Raw genomic sequence first — 16950 nt, forward strand, 5'->3', positions numbered from 1 at the left:
CGATCGTAGCCGTACGGGCGGCGGGGCTGCGGCGGGCCCGGTGCCGTAGGCGCGGGTTCGAAGACGGGCCCGACGGTGGCGCACGGGCCGGTCAGAGCCGCAGGGACGCCGCGACCGGCAGGTGGTCGCTGCCGGTCGCGGGCAGTGTCCACGCCGCACGCGGTGTGATGCCGGACACCAGGATCTGGTCGATCCGGACCACCGGGAACGAGGCGGGCCAGGTGAATCCGAAGCCGTCGCCGGCCTCCCGTTGCGCCGACCGCAGCGACCCCGTGAGCCCGCGCAGCGCGGAGTCGTCGACCGAACCGTTGAAGTCCCCCAGGACCACGATCCGTGCGAGCCGCTCCGCCCGGACGGCCTCGGCCAGCCTGGCCGCCGCCTCGTTGCGGCGGGCCGTGGCGAAGCCGGTGGCCGGGTGGACCCGGACGGAGGCGAGGTGCGCCGCGTAGAGCGCCACCGGCCCCTTAGGCGTCCGGACCGTGGCGCGCAGCGCCCTGGTCCAGGGCATGATCTCCACCGGCTCCACCTCCTCCAGGGGGTATCTGCTCCACACCCCGACACCTCCCAAGACCTGGGAGTAGGGGTAGGCTGCCGCCAGCTCGCGGCGGAACGTCTCCTGCGCCCGGCTCGCCAGCTCCTCCACCGCGAGGACGTCGGCGCCCGAGGCCGCCAGCGCGCGGGCGGTGCGGCCAGGATCAGCGTTCTGCTCGTTCACGTTGTGGCTCACCACCGTGAGGTCGCCGCCGCCGGACCTCTTGTCGACGAGAGCGGGCCCGAACAGGACGGTCCACACCAGGGCGGGGACCAGCACGGCGACCGTCGCCAGGACCGAACGGCGCACCGCCGCGCAGCACAGCAGCAGCAGGACGCCCAGGCCCGACCAGGGCAGCACCGTCTGGCAGAGGCTGCCGAGGTTGCCGACGGCGTTCGGCAGGTAGGAGCTCAGGGCCATCGGGGCGGTGCAGAGCAGTGCGGCCACGGCGACCGGCCAACCGCGCGGCCCGTACCGCCCTCGCCGCCCCGTGCCTCGCCGTCCCGTGCCGCGGCGGGCCGGACGGTGCGCGACGGGGGTCGGAACGGGGACAGGGACCACGACAGGGGGCGGCGGGACCGTGCCCGGGTCCGCGTTCACGCCCACTCCCGACGACCGCCGTCGAGGGTCGGCAGGACCTGCGGCAGCCTGTCCCGCAACGCGTCGACGAGCCGACCGCTGTTCTCCAACGCCGCCCGCATGCCCTCGGTGGGCGTCGTACCGGCGCGCTGGCCCAGCACCACACCGAGCACGAGCCGCCGTCCCGTCCCGGCCCCGCCCTCCGGCACCTCCAGGGCCCACATCAGGTTGCCGCCCGCCGGTGTGCTCGAACCGGTCTTCAGCCCCACCACCCCGGGACGGTCGAGCAGCGTGTTGGTGTTGCGCAACGGCGCCGCGCGGCCCGGCAGCACGGTGCTGCGCAGAGCCACGGTGGCACGCAGCGCAGGGTCCTTCATCGCCTCGCGGGCCAGCACCAGCTGGTCGGCGGCCGTGGACACGGTCGTGGGTTCGATCCCGCTGGCCCCGGTGTAGGTCGTCGCCGGCATCCCCAGCCGGGCCGCCTCCGTGTTCATCCGCTGCACGAACGCCTCCTCGCTGCCCGCGTCCCAACGGGCCAGCAGCCGGGCCACGTTGTTCGCGGACGGGAGCAGCATCACCTCCAGCAGCTTGCGCTGGGTGAGCCGCTGGCCCTCGACCACGGGAGCCGTCGACTCGCTGGTCGACGCCGACTCGGCCGCCGCCTGCGCGTCCACCGTGATCGTCGGTCCGTCCTCGCCGTCCCGGAGCGGGTGGTCCCGCAGCACGACGTACGCCGTCATCACCTTGGTGACACTCGCGATCGGCACCGGCTGCTGCGGCCCGTTCACCCCCAGGACGCCGACCTTCGTCACGGCGACTGCCGACTGCCCCTCCTCCGGCCACGGCAGACCGAGCTCGACGACGGACGCAGGAGCCGGCAGCGTCGGCGGCCCCTCGACCCGGACGCCTCCTTTCCCGGCGCCGCCGGCCGCGGGCCCCTCGGGCAGGTTCGCCGCCACGCCACCGCCGGCGCCCGCGACCAGCACCGCGGCCAGCAGCCACAACACCCCGCGGCGGGGGACCGGGCGCCGACCCGGCACGGTACGGGGATCGTCGTCTTCGCATTTCGTCACGGCGGACACGGCAGCTGCCTCCCGGAGCAGAGGAACACGGAGCCCCGGTGGCACGGACGCCACCCGGGGTGTGTCCACAGACTCCGGGACGGCTGCTTCGAGCCGGTCGTCACCCGGCTTCCGCAAGCACGCGGTCATGTATCAATCACGTACCACCGGTGACGCGGAACGCCGGGACAGAGGCCTCGCGGCGCGCGACCGCCTCTCGCGCGCTACCGCGGCAGCCGCACCCTCACGGTCACCGCCCACGGAGAGACCACGGCGGCAGCGTCCGACCGGGCGCTCGCCGACCTCGCCGCCCGGGTGGCGGCTGCGACCGGGACGGGTCCAGCCGCTGGGTGGGTGAAGCCGACGGTGCGTCAACGAGATGTGCACGGGACACGAGGTGGGACAGCCCTAAGGTCGGGCCCTGTCGCCGGGATGTGTCCGATGTCCCCGCGTCAGCACTCGTCGGGCCCCGCTCCGGCCACTCGTCCCCACTCCCCCGGCAGGAAGGTTGCTGCTGCATGCGCATCCCGTCGTCGCGTTCGAGAGCAGGTCTGGCCGCCGCGGCCGTACTGCCCCTGGTGGCAGCCGCCCTGTCCGTCGCCCCGGCAGCGGCGGACACTCCCGCGCCGCGGGACCGGGCGGTGGTGCCGGACACGGCACCGGACTGGGCCCGGTCCACCGCCGACCAGGGCAGGGAGCGCGCCGACGCACCGGTCACGGTGCGGGTCTACCTCACCGGTCGCGACCACAACGGCCTGGACGACCTCGCCCGGCAGGTCTCCGACCCCGCCTCCGAGCAGTACGGGCACTTCCTCAGCCCGGAACAGCTGGCGGAACGGTTCGGCAGCAGCGAGGAGCAGAGCACCAAGGTACGCGGCTGGCTGGACTCGTCCGGGCTGCGGGTGACCGCCTCCAACGGCCACTACCTCACCGCCGACGGCGCCGTCGCCGACGCGGAGCGGGCCTTCGGCACCGAGCTGCACACCTACCGCAAGGACGAGCGGACCTACCGGGCGCCCGCGGGGGACGTCACCGTACCCGCGCACCTCGCGCACGACGTGCTCAGCGTCACCGGGCTCAACACCGCCCCCAGCAGGGTCAGGCCCGGCCGGCCGACGCCCAGGGACATCCTGCCCGGCCCCGGCAACGCCTTCGTCAACTCCCCGCCGTTCTCCGACCACTTCGGCTCGACACCGGCCACCGGCACGCCCCCGGCGTACGGCGAGGTCCGGCCGTACGTGATCCAGGGCTTCAACGGCGCCCAGCTGCGCACCGCCTACGGCGCGGCCGCGACCGGGCTCACCGGCCGCGGCGCGACCGTCGCCGTCGTGGACGCCTACGACTCGCCCACCATCGGCGACGACACCGCGCGCTACGCCGCCGAGCACGGTGACGCCCCCTACGGCAAGAACCAACTGCTGCGCTACGACCCGGCGGTGTGGACGCACACCGCCCCGCCGGACGTCGACCCGGGCGGCTGCGACGCCTCCGGCTGGTACGGCGAGCAGACCCTCGACATCGAAGCGGTGCACGCCGTCGCGCCCGACGCGGACATCTCCTACGTCGGCGCCGCCTCCTGCTACGACCAGGACCTCGTCGACGCCCTGGACCGCGTCGTCGACCAGCACCTCGGCGACATCGTCTCCAACTCCTGGGGCGAGCCCGAGAACGCCTCCGACCCGGCCTTCGACCGCGTCTACCAGCACCTGTTCAAGCGCGGCGCCGTCACCGGCATCGGCTTCTACTTCTCCAGCGGCGACGACGGCGACCAGTTGGAGAACACCGGCACCAAGCAGACCGACATGCCCGCCTCCCTGCCCTGGGTCACGGCGGTCGGCGGCACCTCGCTCGCACTGGACGCCTCGAACGGGTACCGCTTCGAAACGGGCTGGGGCACGCTGAAGTCCGTCCTGTCGGCCGACGGCACGTCCTGGACGGACCTGCCGGGCGGCTTCACCGGCGGCGCCGGCGGAGGCACCAGCGCCCGCTTCCCGCAGCCGCACTACCAGCGCGACGTCGTCCCGCCCGCACTGTCCGGGGCCAACGGCGGCCGCCACCGGGTCGTCCCCGACATCGCCGCCGTCGCCGACTCCAACACCGGCTTCCTCGTCGGCCAGAGCCAGACCTTCCCCGACGGCACCGTCCGCTACGGCGAGTACCGCATCGGCGGCACCAGCCTGGCCTGCCCCGTCATCGCCGCCCTCCAGGCCCTGGCCCAGCAGGCCAAGGGCTCCCCGATCGGCTTCGCCAACCCCGCCATCTACCACCGCTACGGCACCGGCGCCTACCACGACGTCACCGACCACCCCTTCGGCCCCGGCACCGAACTCGCCCAGGTCCGCGTCGACTACACCAACAGCGTCAACGCCGACGACGGCACCACCACCTCGCTGCGCACCATGGGCCACGACACCTCCCTCATCGCCGACCGCGGCTACGACAACGTCACCGGCGTCGGCACCCCCACCGCCGAGTACCTCACCTCCTGGGACTGCCCGCCCGACGGCCAGAGCCCCGAACACCGCACCACCGGCTGACAATCGCCACGGCGGACCCGCTCCCGGCCCGCCGCACACGGGAAGCACCCACCGCCGTTCCGGACCGCCGGTACCGCCTCGGCCACGGCCACGGCCCTCAGCTCGTTCCTGGCATCGTCCAGCCGGTACATCTCACGGCAGGTCGGTAAGATCGTTCTGCGGCCTGCCCGACCGGGAGCAGGCCGCAGAACGAGCCGGTCGACGTCACCGGTCACCAGGTGACCGGCAGTGCGTGGAGACCGTAGACCTCGTTGTTCACCCGGTAGGACACCTCCTCGGCGGGACACGCGAGCGCAAGACCGGGCAGCCGCCGCAGCAGCGCGGGCAGCGCGATCCGCAGCTCGGCGCGGGCCAGCGGCGCGCCCAGGCAGTGGTGCGGGCCGTGCCCGAAGGCCAGGTGCGACAGGGGTTTGCGCCCGATGTCGAGGCGGTCCGTCCCGGCGCCGAGCTCCGGGTCGCGGTTGGCCACCGGCAGTTGGCAGACGACCTGGTCACCGGCCTTGATCGGCACACCGCCGATCTCGGTGTCGTACCGCGCGGTCCGGGCCAGCGCGGTGCTGGACACGGACAGGTACCGCAGCAGCTCCTCCACGGCGCCGTCGATCACCGGATCCGCCTCGTCGGCCTCGCGCAACCGGGCGGCCTGTTCCGGGCGCGCCAGCAGGGCGAGCACGGCCAGGCCGATCGTGTTGGACACCGTGACGTGCCCGGCGAGCAGCAACAGCTCGCAGACACCGACCAGTTCAGCGTCCGACACCGCGTCGCCGTGCTCCCGCACGAGCATGCCGATCATTCCGTCGTCCGGGCTGCGCCGCTTCTCCGCCACCAGCGCGGCCGTGTAGGCGTGCGACTCCCGGCCGGCCGCGAGCCGCTCCTCCATCGGCAGCCCGAGGTCCAGCGTGGTCCGCGACCAGCGGTGGAACTCCCCCTGGTCGGGATCGGGAACGCCGAGCAGCGCGCAGATCACCCCGAGCGGCAGCGGCAGGGCGAAGTCCGCCATCAGGTCCGCCGCGGGGCCGCGCGCCTCCATGGCGTCGATCAGCTCGCCGGTCCGGGCGCGGATCATCGGCTCCAGGGCGCGGATCCGCTTCCCGGTGAACTCCGGCGTCAGGACGCGGCGCAGCCGGGTGTGCTCCGGCGGGTCCATGTTGAGGAGCTCGTTCGGCAGGATCGGCGCGCGCTGCGCGTCGTACATCGCGAAGGTCTCCTGGTCGGCCAGCACCCGCCGCACGTCGGCGTGCCGGGTGACGAGCCAGTACTCACCGGTCCGGTGCAGCCAGAAGTCCCTCACCCGCCGCACCGGGTCCTCGCGCTGGGCCTCCCCCAGCGCCGGACCCGGGTCGAGCCCGTCCCGGCGGTAGAAGATCGAGATCGGCGGTGCGTCCTGCTCACTCATGGGCCCTCCCCTGGACCGGCCGGTACCGCCTTCCCGATACCCAGGCACTCGCGCCGCCGCGCACACCGACCCCGGTCCCGTGCAGCACACGGGGGCACGGAACCGTCCCCCGCACGCCCGCGCCCCGCCGGAGCCGCCCCCTGCCGGCGGTACGCCCCGGCGAGCATGTCCAAGCCCTGGAATCCCCCATGTGGTGCGGACTGTGGGGGCGGCCCCCACCACCGACAGCCGGCCTCGGCCCGGGCCGAGGCCGCCGGGGTGCGGCGGCCGGGGTGCGGCGGCCGGTCCTGCTGGACGGCGCGCCGCTGCACAAGCCGTCCGAGGGGGCGCCGCAGGAACGGGGGTGTTGGGGGTCCGGGCGAGGGGATCCGCCATCGCACTCTTCCCCCCGCGAGCGCCCCGGCGCATGCTGAATTCCGGGCCGGACAACGGCGTCCTGCCCGCGGAGGGGGACCGGCATGGACTACAAGAACCTGTTCGAACGCATCGACGACGCCGTCCACCCCGTCCTGGCCGAGGGAACCGTCGCCCAGTACATCCCGGCCCTCGCCGCCGTCGACCCCCACCGGTTCGGCCTCGCCGTCGTGGACACCGCCACCCGCAAACCGCCGCGCGGCACCGGGGACTGGCAGGTCCCGTTCTCCATCCAGTCCATCTCCAAGGTGTTCACCCTCGCCCTGGTGCTGGCCGCCGACGGCGACTCGCTGTGGGCCCGGGTGGGGAAGGAGCCCTCCGGGTCGCCCTTCAACTCCCTCGCCCAGCTGGAACGTGAGAACGCGATCCCGCGCAACCCCTTCGTCAACGCCGGCGCGCTGGTGATCACCGACCGGCTGCTCACCCTCACCGGGGACTCCCGGGGCACCCTGCGCGAGTTCCTCCGCACCGAGAGCGGCAACCCCCACATCGACTTCGACGCCCAGGTCGCCTGGAGCGAGAGCCACCACGGGCACCGCAACGCGGCCCTCGCCCACCTGCTGGCCGACCACGGCCGCCTCGACAACCCCGTCCCGGACGTCCTCGACCACTACTTCTGGCAGTGCGCTCTCACCATGAGCTGCCAGGACCTCGCCCTCGCCGCGGGATTCCTCGCCCGGCACGGCCTGCGGGCCGACGGCACCCGGCTGCTCACCCGCAGCGAAGCCAAGCGCATCAACGCCGTCATGCTGATCGGCGGCACCTACGACGCCGCCGGCGAGTTCGCCCACCGCGTCGGCCTGCCCGCCAAGAGCGGCATCGGCGGGGGCATCCTCGCCGTCATCCCCGGACGCGGAACGCTCTGCACCTGGGGGCCGGCCCTCGACAGCCACGGCAACTCGATCGCGGGCATCACCGCGCTCGACACCCTCACCACCCTCACCGGCTGGTCCATCTTCTGACCGGCGGCGCACCCACCCGGCGGCCCGGAGCGCACCGGACGCATCCGGGCCGAACCCGGATGCCTCGGACCTGCCGGATCCTCGCGGCCCGACGGAGGCTCGCGGCCCGACGGGGGCTCAGGTCGTCTGGACGAGGCCGCCGTCGATGACGAAGTCGCTCCCGGTGACATTGCCGGTCCGGTCCCCGGCCAGCAGTACGACGAGGTCGGCGACCTCCTGCGGGAGGCTGAACCGGCCGGTCGCGGACTGCGCGGCCGCGGTCCGGGCGATGTCCTCCGGGTCCCCGCCGGTCGCCTTCGCGACCGTCGCGGCGACGCCGTCGTCGCCGAGCCACAGTGATGTGGACACCGGCCCGGGACTGACCGTGTTGACCCGCACCCCGCGCGGACCGACCTCCTTGGACAGGGCCTTGCAGAAGTTGGTGAGCGCCGCCTTGGCCGCGCAGTACTCGATGATCGTCGGGTCCGGCAGGAACGCGTTGACCGAACTCACGGTCACGATCGACGCGTTGCCGCGTTCGATCAGGTGGGGCAGGGCCGCTCGGGTGGTGCGGACGGCGGCGAGGAGGTTGATCGTCAGCCCCTGGATCCAGTCGTCGTCGGTGACGGACAGGAAGCCGGCCGGACGCGGGCGTACCGCGCCGACGTTGTTGACGAGAATGTCCAGTCCACCGAACACGGAGACCGCCTCCTCGACCGCGGAGGCGGGGCCGTCCGCGGTGGTGAGGTCGGCCGACACCGGATGCACCTGCGGCGCGAGGTCCGTCAGTGCTCCCGTGGTGCTCCGCGCCACGGCGACCACGTGCACACCCTCGGCGGCGAGTGCCCGCGTCACGGCGAGACCGATCCCCTTGCTGGCCCCTGTGACGACGGCGACCTTGCCCTCGAGATGAAGGTCCATCGGAGTCTCCTCGGCTGCTGCGGCGGAGCGGGCCGCGGCCCGCCGGTACCGCGCCGGAACGCGGTTCGACCGGCTGCCCGGCCGTCGGCCCACCACCGGCGCCGGGCATCGGCACCGCCGAGGGCGGCGGGTCGCACCGCCGAGGTCAGGACCCCTCGATCGCGGCCTTGATCCGGCGACCGAAGTCGGGGGCGTCCTTGCGGGCCGCGTGGAGCGCCGGGCCGGCCAGGACCTTGCCGAGTCCGTGGCCCTCCAGCGTGTTGAAGATCCGGACCCGGGTACGGCCGTCCGGCAGCGCCTTCAGGTCGTAGCCGCCCTCGGCGGTGATCAGGTTCTTGCTCTCCTCGCTCCAGCGGACCGTGTGCGGAGCCTCCAGGCCGGTGATGCGGAACCGGCGGGAGGTCTTCATCCCGGCGTCCTTCACGGTGCTGCGGAAGACCGTCCCGACGGCGGTCGGGCCGTCCGGGGTCTTCGCGATCTCCAGCACCCGGGGACTGAACTCGGGGTCGTGGCGGCCGTCGGCGAGATAGGCGAAGACCTCCTCCACCGGGCGGTCCACCTCTACGCTCGTCTCGAACTGTCCCGACATGTCGGCTCCTCGGCGTGTACGGCAAGCGCCTCACTGCCAGGATTCCAGAGAGTCCTGCCCCGCGCCTCCCGGCTCCCGGCCCGCGCCTCCCGACCCCCGGCTCTCAGCTGTGGCCGACGATGACGGAGATGCCCCAGCCGATCGAGGCGAGGACCACCGCGAAGCTCAGGACCGCCAGGGCGTAGCCGACCGGCCCGGCGGTGGGGCGGTAGGTGGCCGGTTCGCCGGTGGGACCGGACGGGCCGGGCGGGGCGACCGGGCCGGGCGGGTTGAGCAGGCGCAGGCCGAGGGCGAACAGCGCGGGCAGGCCGGCGCCGGTGAGCAGACCCACCACGACGATCTTCCACAGCGCGTCCAGGTTGATCCAGGAGTTCACGAGACCGCCCCGTCCTTCGCCACGACGGGCGCCGGCGCGACCGATCCCGTCCACTCGGCGTTGACGTTCTCGGGTGTCACGGCCGGGTAGCGGGAGGCGACGAAGAAGGCGACCGATGCCAGCACCAGCACCACGAACACCACCACCACGCCGGCCGTCCCGCCGATCCCGTTCGCGGTCCAGTAGGCCAGCGCGCCGACCAGTGCGGCGGCCGGCAGGGTGAACAGCCAGGCCGTCACCATCCGGCGGGCGAGCTGCCAGCGCACCTCGGCGCCCTTCCACCCGACGCCGGAGCCCAGGATCGATCCGGTGGCCACGTGCGTGGTGGAGAGCGAGTAGCCGAAGTCGGTGGAGCAGAGGATCACGGCCGCCGAGGCCGACTCGGCGGCCATCCCCTGGGCCGGTGCGATCTCCACCAGTCCCTTGCCCAGGGCGCGGATCACCCGCCAGCCGCCGGCGTAGGTGCCCAGGGCGATCGCCAGCGCGCAGGAGAGGATCACCCAGTCCGGGGCCTGCGCCCCGGCCGCCAGGTTCCCGTTGGCGATCAGGGCGAGGGTGATGACGCCCATGGTCTTCTGCGCGTCGTTGGTGCCGTGGGCGAGCGACACCATGGAGGCCGAGCCGATCTGGCCCAGCCGGAACCCGTGCTCGCGCGGGCGTTCGGACACCTCCCGGGTGATGCGGCGGACCAGCAGGGTGCCGACCACGGCGACCCCGCCCGCGATGAACGGCGACAGTGCCGCCGGGACGATCACCTTGGAGACCAGGCCCTGCCACTTGACGGCCGAGGTGCCGGCCGCCGCCACCGTCGCCCCGATCACCCCGCCGATCAGCGCGTGCGAGGAACTGGAGGGGATCCCGAGGTACCAGGTGGTCAGGTTCCACAGGATGCTGCCGGTCAGGCCGGCGCAGACCACGGTCAGGGTCACCGCGCCGCTGGAGACCAGGCCGTTGGCGATGGTCGCCGCCACGGCGGTCGACAGGAAGGCGCCGACCAGGTTCAGCACCGCCGAGACCGCGACCGCGACGCGTGGCGGCAGGGCCCCGGTGACGATCGAGGTCGCCATGGCGTTGCCGGTGTCGTGGAAGCCGTTGGTGAAGTCGAAACCCAGCGCTGTGATGACCATCAACGCCAGGACCGCGTCGTTTCCGGTCACGCAGCAGAACCTAGCCCGCGCACCGCCGGGACCGCTCCCGCGACGACGCGGCACACCGAACAGCCGGGGTCCGCCATCCCATCGGCCCAACACCACACGCCTCCCGGGCGGGGCGGGTGCGGAACGGCGTGGGGACCGGTCGGGCGGGCGCTCCGGGGAAGGTGCCCGCCCGACCGGGGCGGACGGGCGCGGCCGGTCAGGCGTTCGCGCGGGCCGGGCGGCGGGAGCCGGTGGCGAGCCACAGGACGGCCGCGGCGATCACGGCGGCGAGTACCAGGCTGACCGGGCCGGTGCCGAGGCCGAGGCCGCCGCGCTCCCGGCCGACACCGGCCCAGTCGGCGAAGCAGGCGCCGAGCGGGCGGGTGAGCACATAGGCCCACCAGAACGCGAGGACCGGCGGCAGGCGCAGTACCCGGTGGCCGAGTGCCGGTACCGCGATCAGGGCGGCGAACAGCAGGCCCGAGGGCAGACAGCCCCAACCGAGGGTCGCCGCGGTCAGGTCGCCGACGGCGGTACCGAGGGCGAAGGTCGCCATCACCGCCGCCCAGTAGAGGACCTCGCGGCGCCCGCCGCGGACGGTGTCCACGGCGAGGGTGCCCTCCAGGCGGTGCCACAGTCCGAAGACCGCGGCGAGCGCGAGGGCGAACGCGGTGGCCGAGAGGGCGTACGGGACGCCGAGGGCCAGGTGGGCGACGTCGGCCGCCATGGTGCCGAAGACGCTGACCATCACCACCGCCGCCCAGTAGACGGCGGGCCGGTAGCGGTCCGCCCTGGCCTGGGCGGCCAGCGCCGCCGCGAGCAGCACGGCGGCGCCGGCCACGGCCGGGACGGGGCCGAGGGTACGGGCGAGGTAGTCGGAGGTGGTCTCGCCCATGCCGGTGGTGAGGACCTTCACCGCCCAGAACACGGCGGTCACCGCGGGCACCTTGCTCGGTCCCGCGGCCGCCGGGACGTTCGGGAGCCGGGTCCGGAGCCCGGGTGCGCCGGCGTGCGTCGTGGTGTCGCTCACAGCGGAGCGCTCCCTTCCCGGCGCGGCCGTCCCGCGCCGCCGGGTGACGGGGCGTCAGCCACCGGTGACGGTGTTGGCGGTGATCGCGAAGGTGGTGCCGTCGACGGTGACCGCGTGCCGGACGCCGTCCGGGCCGAGGACCACCGCCTGCCAGGCCCGGCCGCCGCCAGTGGCGGACACCGGGTGCAGGGACTCGACCTTGCCGCCGGGCACCGCGGAGGACGCCTTGACCACGGCGTCCGCCGCGTCCAGCGACGGCAGCGGCGCGGGTGCCAGGTGCGGTCCGGCGTCGTCGGCGCGCCGGTCGCTGTCGTTCCTGCCGCCCTCGTGACCGCCGTCGTGCCCGCCGTCGTGCCCGCCGTCGTGACCGTCCGCGCGGTCCGCCCGGGTGTGGCCGTGGCCACGGCCGTCGGCGTGGGCGGAGGCCCGGTCCTCGTGCTCCTCGAAGCCGTGGTGCGCGGCGGCCGCGACCGCGCCGCCGGCTATCAGGACCGTCACGGCGACCGCGCCGCCCCACCGCGCCCTGCGCCCGGGCCGCCACCGCCCCGTCGACGCCTGCTTCGGCTTCAGCTTCCGCTCCTGGTCCTGCTGCGGCGCCTCGAACTCCTGCCCACCCGCGGACTCGTCCACCGTGCTCACCCCTGATCTCCCCTGCTCACCGACGTCTCCGGGCACCGTGCCCGGCCGATCGGGGCCCAGCATGGCGACAGCGGGCTGAAGGGTTGCTGAAGACCTGAGGACGTCTTCAGCATCCGGTAATCAGCCCCGGTGATCGGTCCCGGTGATCGGTCGTCGGAGGACCCGGACGCGCCGGTGCCCGTAGGCCGTTGTGGCCGACGGGCACCGGGCGCTGCGGGGTGCGGCGGCTACCAGCGGTACCACCGCCCCCGGCTGCCGGCGGTGGTGGTGCCCCGGGCGATGAAGCCGAGGAGCCAGATGGCGAGGACGACCAGGCCGACCCACCACAGGACCTTCACGGCGAAGCCGAGCCCGAACAGGAGGAAGACGAGCAGCAGGACCAGGATCAGACCGAGCATGGAGCGGACTCCTCACACTGGAAAATGGTTCGGGCCTCGGGTGCCCCGGTTCCGCCGGATCATGCGCAGACCGCTCCGACCAGCCGGACCACCCGGCTCACCCGCCGCCGCGGGCCTGCCTCCCGGGGGCCGGGATCCCCGTCGCGTGTTACGGGCGGCGGCTGCGGGGCATACGACTGCCGGCGCCGGTCGACGAGCCGGAAGGCGCCCCGGGCCCGGGTGTGAACGAGGACGGTGCCCCGGCCGCCGGCACCCGCGAGTGGCGGGCCACCGCTGTCGAGGAGCACCGACGGTCCGCCGCCGGACTTTCCGGTTCCGGTAAGGACTGGGGTAGCCTCCGAGGCGGTACGTGCCTGTGTTGTCGGTCGGCCTCCGTGCCCCGGCGCCGGGGTGGGCTCTAGAGAGGCGACGTTTCGATGGCTGGCTCAGCAACGCCCAACGGTTCGCGCGGGAGCGCGAATCCTTCCGCCGCCCAGGTCGGGGTGCCGGAACTGCGGCTCCTGCTCGCCGGTCTGACTGCGGTGCGCGACGGTGACTTCGGGACCAGGCTGCCGGACGACGCGGACGGCCTGCTCGGCGAGATCGCGACCGTGTTCAACGGCATGGTCGACCAGCTGTCCCGCTTCACCTCCGAGGTGACCCGGGTGGCCCGCGAAGTGGGCACCGAAGGGCGGCTCGGCGGTCAGGCGCAGGTGCCCGCCGTCTCCGGGACGTGGGCCGACCTCACCGACTCGGTCAACGCGATGGCCGGCAACCTCACCACCCAGGTCCGCGACATCGCCCAGGTGGCCACCGCGGTCGCGAAGGGCGACCTCTCCCAGAAGATCACCGTCGACGCGCGCGGCGAGATCCTGGAGCTCAAGAACACCGTCAACACCATGGTCGACCAGCTGGGCAGTTTCGCCGGCGAGGTCACCCGGGTCGCCCGCGAGGTCGGCACCGAGGGCATCCTCGGCGGCCAGGCCGACGTGAAGGGCGTCTCGGGGACGTGGCGCGACCTCACCGACTCGGTGAACTTCATGGCCGGCAATCTGACCGGCCAGGTCCGGGCGATCGCCCAGGTCGCCACCGCGGTGGCCGACGGCGACCTCTCGCAGAAGATCACCGTCAACGCGCGCGGCGAGATCCTCGAACTCAAGAACACCATCAACACCATGGTCGACCAGCTCAGCTCCTTCGCCGGCGAGGTCACCCGGGTCGCCCGCGAGGTCGGCACCGAGGGGCGCCTCGGCGGGCAGGCCGACGTGCAGGACGTCTCCGGCACCTGGCGCGACCTCACCGAGTCCGTCAACGTCATGGCGGACAACCTCACCGCACAGGTCCGTTCGATCGCCTCGGTGACCACCGCGGTCGCCCAGGGCGACCTGACCCAGAAGATCCGGGTGGACGCCCGCGGCGAGATCCTGGAGCTGAAGGAGACCATCAACACGATGGTCGACCAGCTGTCCGCGTTCGCCGACGAGGTCACCCGGGTGGCGCGGGACGTCGGCACCGAGGGCAACCTGGGCGGCCAGGCCACCGTCCGGGGCGTGTCCGGGACGTGGAAGGACCTCACCGACAACGTCAATGTGATGGCCTCCAACCTCACCGGCCAGGTCCGCTCGATGTCCGACGTGGCGACCGCCGTGGCCCGGGGCGACCTCTCCCGGAAGATCACCGTCGAGGCCAAGGGCGAGGTCGCGGCCCTGGCCGACGCGATCAACACCATGGTCGACACCCTGTCGGTGTTCGCCGACGAGGTCACCCGGGTCGCCCGCGAGCGGCTCGGCGGCCAGGCGGAGGTCGAGGGCGTCTCCGGCACCTGGAAGCGGCTCACCGAGAACGTCAACGAACTCGCCGGGAACCTCACCCGCCAGGTGCGAGCCATCGCCGAAGTCACCAACGCCGTCACCGCCGGCGACCTCACCCGCTCGATCACCGTGGACGCCTCCGGCGAGGTCGCCGACCTCAAGGACAACATCAACTTCATGGTGGAGTCCCTGCGCGAGACCACCCGCGCCAACGAGGACCAGGACTGGCTGAAGACCAACCTCGCCCGGTTCTCCGCGCTGATGCAGGGCCGGCGGGACCTGGGGGTCGTCGCCGAGTCCATCATGGACGAGCTGACCCCGCTGGTCTCCGCGCAGTGCGGCGCCTTCTACCTCGCGGAGGAGACCGACGACGGGACGGTGCTGCGCCTGGTCGCCTCCTACGCCTTCCCCAGCGACTCCTCCCGGCCCGGCCTGTTCCGGCTCGGCGAGTCCTTCGTCGGCCAGTCCGCCCGCAGCCGCCGCACCATCGCGGTCGACCAGTTGCCGCCCGGCTACCTGTCCGCCACCTCCGGCCTGGGCCGCACCGACGCGCTGGCCCTGATGGTGCTGCCGATCATCGTCGAGGACCAGGTCCTCGGTGTGATCGAACTCGCGGCCGTCCAGCCGTTCACACCGGTGCACCGCGACTTCCTCGGCCAGCTGATGGAGACCATCGGCGTCAACGTCAACACCATCGTCGCCAACGCCCGCACCGACGAGCTGCTCGGCGAGTCCCAGCGCCTCACCGCCGAACTCCAGGCCCGCTCCGAGGAGTTGCAGGCCCGCCAGGAGGAACTGCAGGTCTCCAACGCCGAGCTGGAGGAGAAGGCGGAGCTGCTGGAGGCGCAGAAGAGCGACATCGAGGCGAAGAACCTGGAGATCGAGCAGGCCCGCCAGGAACTGGAGGACCGCGCCCACCAGCTGTCCGTCGCCTCCAAGTACAAGTCGGAGTTCCTGGCCAACATGAGCCACGAACTGCGCACCCCGCTCAACAGCCTGCTCATCCTCGCCCAGCTGCTCGCCCAGAACCCCACCCGGAACCTCACCGCCAAGCAGGTCGAGTACGCGGGCATCATCCACTCCGCCGGCTCCGACCTGCTCCAGCTCATCAACGACATCCTCGACCTGTCCAAGGTCGAGGCCGGCAAGATGGACCTCAACATCGAGACGGTGCCGCTGGCCACCCTGGTCGAGTACGTCGAGGTGACGTTCCGCCCGATGACCGGCCAGAAGAGCCTGGCCTTCGCCGTGCGCACCGGCGACGGCGTCCCCGGCGAGCTGCGCACCGACGACTACCGGCTGCGCCAGGTGCTGCGCAACCTGCTCTCCAACGCCGTCAAGTTCACCACGCAGGGCGGCGTGGACCTGCGCGTCGAGGCCGCCGACGAGGCGGAGCTGCCCGACGGCGTGCGCCGGGACGGTCCGGTGGTCGCCTTCCGGGTCACCGACACCGGCATCGGCATCGCCCCGCAGCACCTGGAGACGGTGTTCGGCGCCTTCCAGCAGGCCGACGGCACCACCAGCCGCAAGTACGGCGGCACCGGTCTCGGCCTGTCGATCAGCCGTGAGATCGCCTACCTGCTGGGCGGTGCGATCACCGTCGAGAGCACCCTCGGCCAGGGCAGCACCTTCACCCTCTACCTGCCCATCACCCGGCCCGACCTGTCCGAGCCCGCCGCGGCCTCGGCCGCGGCCGTCGAGCCCGTCGGCGGTCCGCCGCTCGCCGACCGGCCCGCGGCGCCGCTGCCCGCCCGCCGCCTGCTCGTCGTCGAGGCCCGCGCCAACGGGCTGCTCGGCCTCGTCGCCGAGAACGCCCTCGCCGACCTGCCCCGCACCGACGGGCGCGAGGTGGAGATCATCACCGCCGTCGGCGTCCACGAGGCCGCCGCCACCCTGGCCGACGGGCCGTGCCACTGCCTGGTCCTCGACCTCGACCTGGCCGACGGCGCCGCGCTCGCCCTGCTGAAGGACATGGACGGCGACCCGGCCCTGCAGTCCGTCCCCGTGCTCGCCCACCGCAGCCGCGTCGTCGCCACCGACGACGACCTGCTCACCCGCGGCGCGGCCCGGCCCCTGGAGATCCTCTCCAGCCTCGACGAGCTGCGCGAACGCGTCGCCCTGCACATGAGCGCCGAACGGCCCGAGGACATCCGCCCGCGCACGGCCCGTACCGCACCGGCGTGGGACCCCGACGCCGACCCGAGCCTCGCCGGCCGCACCGCGCTGGTCGTGGACGACGACGACCGCAACCTCTACGCGATCACCGGGATCCTCGAACTGCACGGGATGAACGTGCTGCAGGCCGAGAACGGGCGCGCCGCACTGGACGCCCTGGCCACCCACGCCTCGATCGACGTCATCCTGATGGACGTCATGATGCCCGAGATGGACGGCTACACCGCCACCGCCGCGATCCGCGCGATGCCCGAGCACGAGCGGCTGCCGATCATCGCCGTCACCGCCAAGGCCATGCTCGGCGACCGGGAGAAGAGCCTCGCCGCCGGAGCCAGCGACTACATCACCAAACCGGTCGACGCCGCCGACCTGATCGGCCGGATCAGGGACCAGCTCACCGCCCGGGCACTGAACCCCGGACAGAGCTGACCCGCAC

13 protein-coding genes are annotated in these 16950 nt (G+C 73.4%); 3 read left to right on the plus strand and 10 right to left on the minus strand.

Annotated elements, in window-relative coordinates; translation table 11 throughout:
• Positions 1-91: 91 nt before the first annotated feature.
• Entirely contained in the window at positions 92-979 is an 888-nt protein-coding gene (locus tag IF01_RS0123165) for an endonuclease/exonuclease/phosphatase family protein (RefSeq protein WP_445972086.1), read from the minus strand.
• A 149-nt stretch (positions 980-1128) separates the two neighbouring features.
• The gene (locus tag IF01_RS0123170; protein ID WP_244215598.1) at positions 1129-2184 is read right to left on the minus strand and encodes a D-alanyl-D-alanine carboxypeptidase family protein; all 1056 of its coding nucleotides are present in this window, start codon (positions 2182-2184) and stop codon (positions 1129-1131) included.
• A gap of 506 nt (positions 2185-2690) precedes the next feature.
• Between IF01_RS0123170 and IF01_RS0123175 the strand changes: the two genes are divergently transcribed.
• The gene (locus IF01_RS0123175) at positions 2691-4709 is read left to right on the plus strand and encodes a S53 family peptidase (RefSeq protein WP_051756000.1); all 2019 of its coding nucleotides are present in this window, start codon (positions 2691-2693) and stop codon (positions 4707-4709) included.
• A 211-nt stretch (positions 4710-4920) separates the two neighbouring features.
• On the opposite strand, the gene IF01_RS0123180 is transcribed toward IF01_RS0123175, so the two are convergent.
• Positions 4921-6105, minus strand: a complete 1185-nt coding sequence (locus IF01_RS0123180) for a cytochrome P450 (protein ID WP_030395433.1) — start codon at positions 6103-6105, stop codon at positions 4921-4923.
• A 458-nt stretch (positions 6106-6563) separates the two neighbouring features.
• Between IF01_RS0123180 and IF01_RS0123185 the strand changes: the two genes are divergently transcribed.
• A complete protein-coding gene (locus IF01_RS0123185) occupies positions 6564-7481 on the plus strand; it encodes a glutaminase (protein WP_030395434.1) in 918 nt (305 codons plus the stop codon).
• Between the two features lie 117 nt (positions 7482-7598).
• On the opposite strand, the gene IF01_RS0123190 is transcribed toward IF01_RS0123185, so the two are convergent.
• From IF01_RS0123190 to IF01_RS0123220, 7 genes are all read right to left on the minus strand, one after another.
• Positions 7599-8381, minus strand: a complete 783-nt coding sequence (locus tag IF01_RS0123190; protein WP_030395435.1) for an oxidoreductase — start codon at positions 8379-8381, stop codon at positions 7599-7601.
• Between the two features lie 145 nt (positions 8382-8526).
• Positions 8527-8970, minus strand: a complete 444-nt coding sequence (locus IF01_RS0123195; RefSeq protein ID WP_030395436.1) for an SRPBCC family protein — start codon at positions 8968-8970, stop codon at positions 8527-8529.
• A gap of 103 nt (positions 8971-9073) precedes the next feature.
• Entirely contained in the window at positions 9074-9346 is a 273-nt protein-coding gene (locus IF01_RS0123200) for a hypothetical protein (RefSeq protein ID WP_030395437.1), read from the minus strand.
• Positions 9343-10503, minus strand: a complete 1161-nt coding sequence (locus IF01_RS0123205) for an inorganic phosphate transporter (RefSeq protein WP_233290278.1) — start codon at positions 10501-10503, stop codon at positions 9343-9345. Before IF01_RS0123205 ends, IF01_RS0123200 begins: the two co-directional genes overlap by 4 nt.
• A gap of 196 nt (positions 10504-10699) precedes the next feature.
• A complete protein-coding gene (locus tag IF01_RS0123210) occupies positions 10700-11512 on the minus strand; it encodes a COG4705 family protein (protein WP_037780825.1) in 813 nt (270 codons plus the stop codon).
• A 54-nt stretch (positions 11513-11566) separates the two neighbouring features.
• Positions 11567-12151 (minus strand): hypothetical protein, encoded by a 585-nt coding sequence (locus IF01_RS0123215; RefSeq protein WP_030395440.1) that lies wholly within the window; start codon positions 12149-12151, stop codon positions 11567-11569.
• A gap of 227 nt (positions 12152-12378) precedes the next feature.
• The gene (locus IF01_RS0123220; RefSeq protein ID WP_030395441.1) at positions 12379-12549 is read right to left on the minus strand and encodes a hypothetical protein; all 171 of its coding nucleotides are present in this window, start codon (positions 12547-12549) and stop codon (positions 12379-12381) included.
• A 416-nt stretch (positions 12550-12965) separates the two neighbouring features.
• On the opposite strand from IF01_RS0123220, the gene IF01_RS0123225 reads away from it, so the two are divergent.
• Positions 12966-16943, plus strand: coding sequence for a HAMP domain-containing protein (locus tag IF01_RS0123225; protein WP_051756002.1), 3978 nt, complete (start codon positions 12966-12968; stop codon positions 16941-16943).
• The last annotated feature ends 7 nt before the right edge of the window (positions 16944-16950 follow it).

It is taken from the genome of Kitasatospora purpeofusca, assembly GCF_000718025.1.
Taxonomy (GTDB): Bacteria; Actinomycetota; Actinomycetes; order Streptomycetales; family Streptomycetaceae; genus Kitasatospora; species Kitasatospora purpeofusca.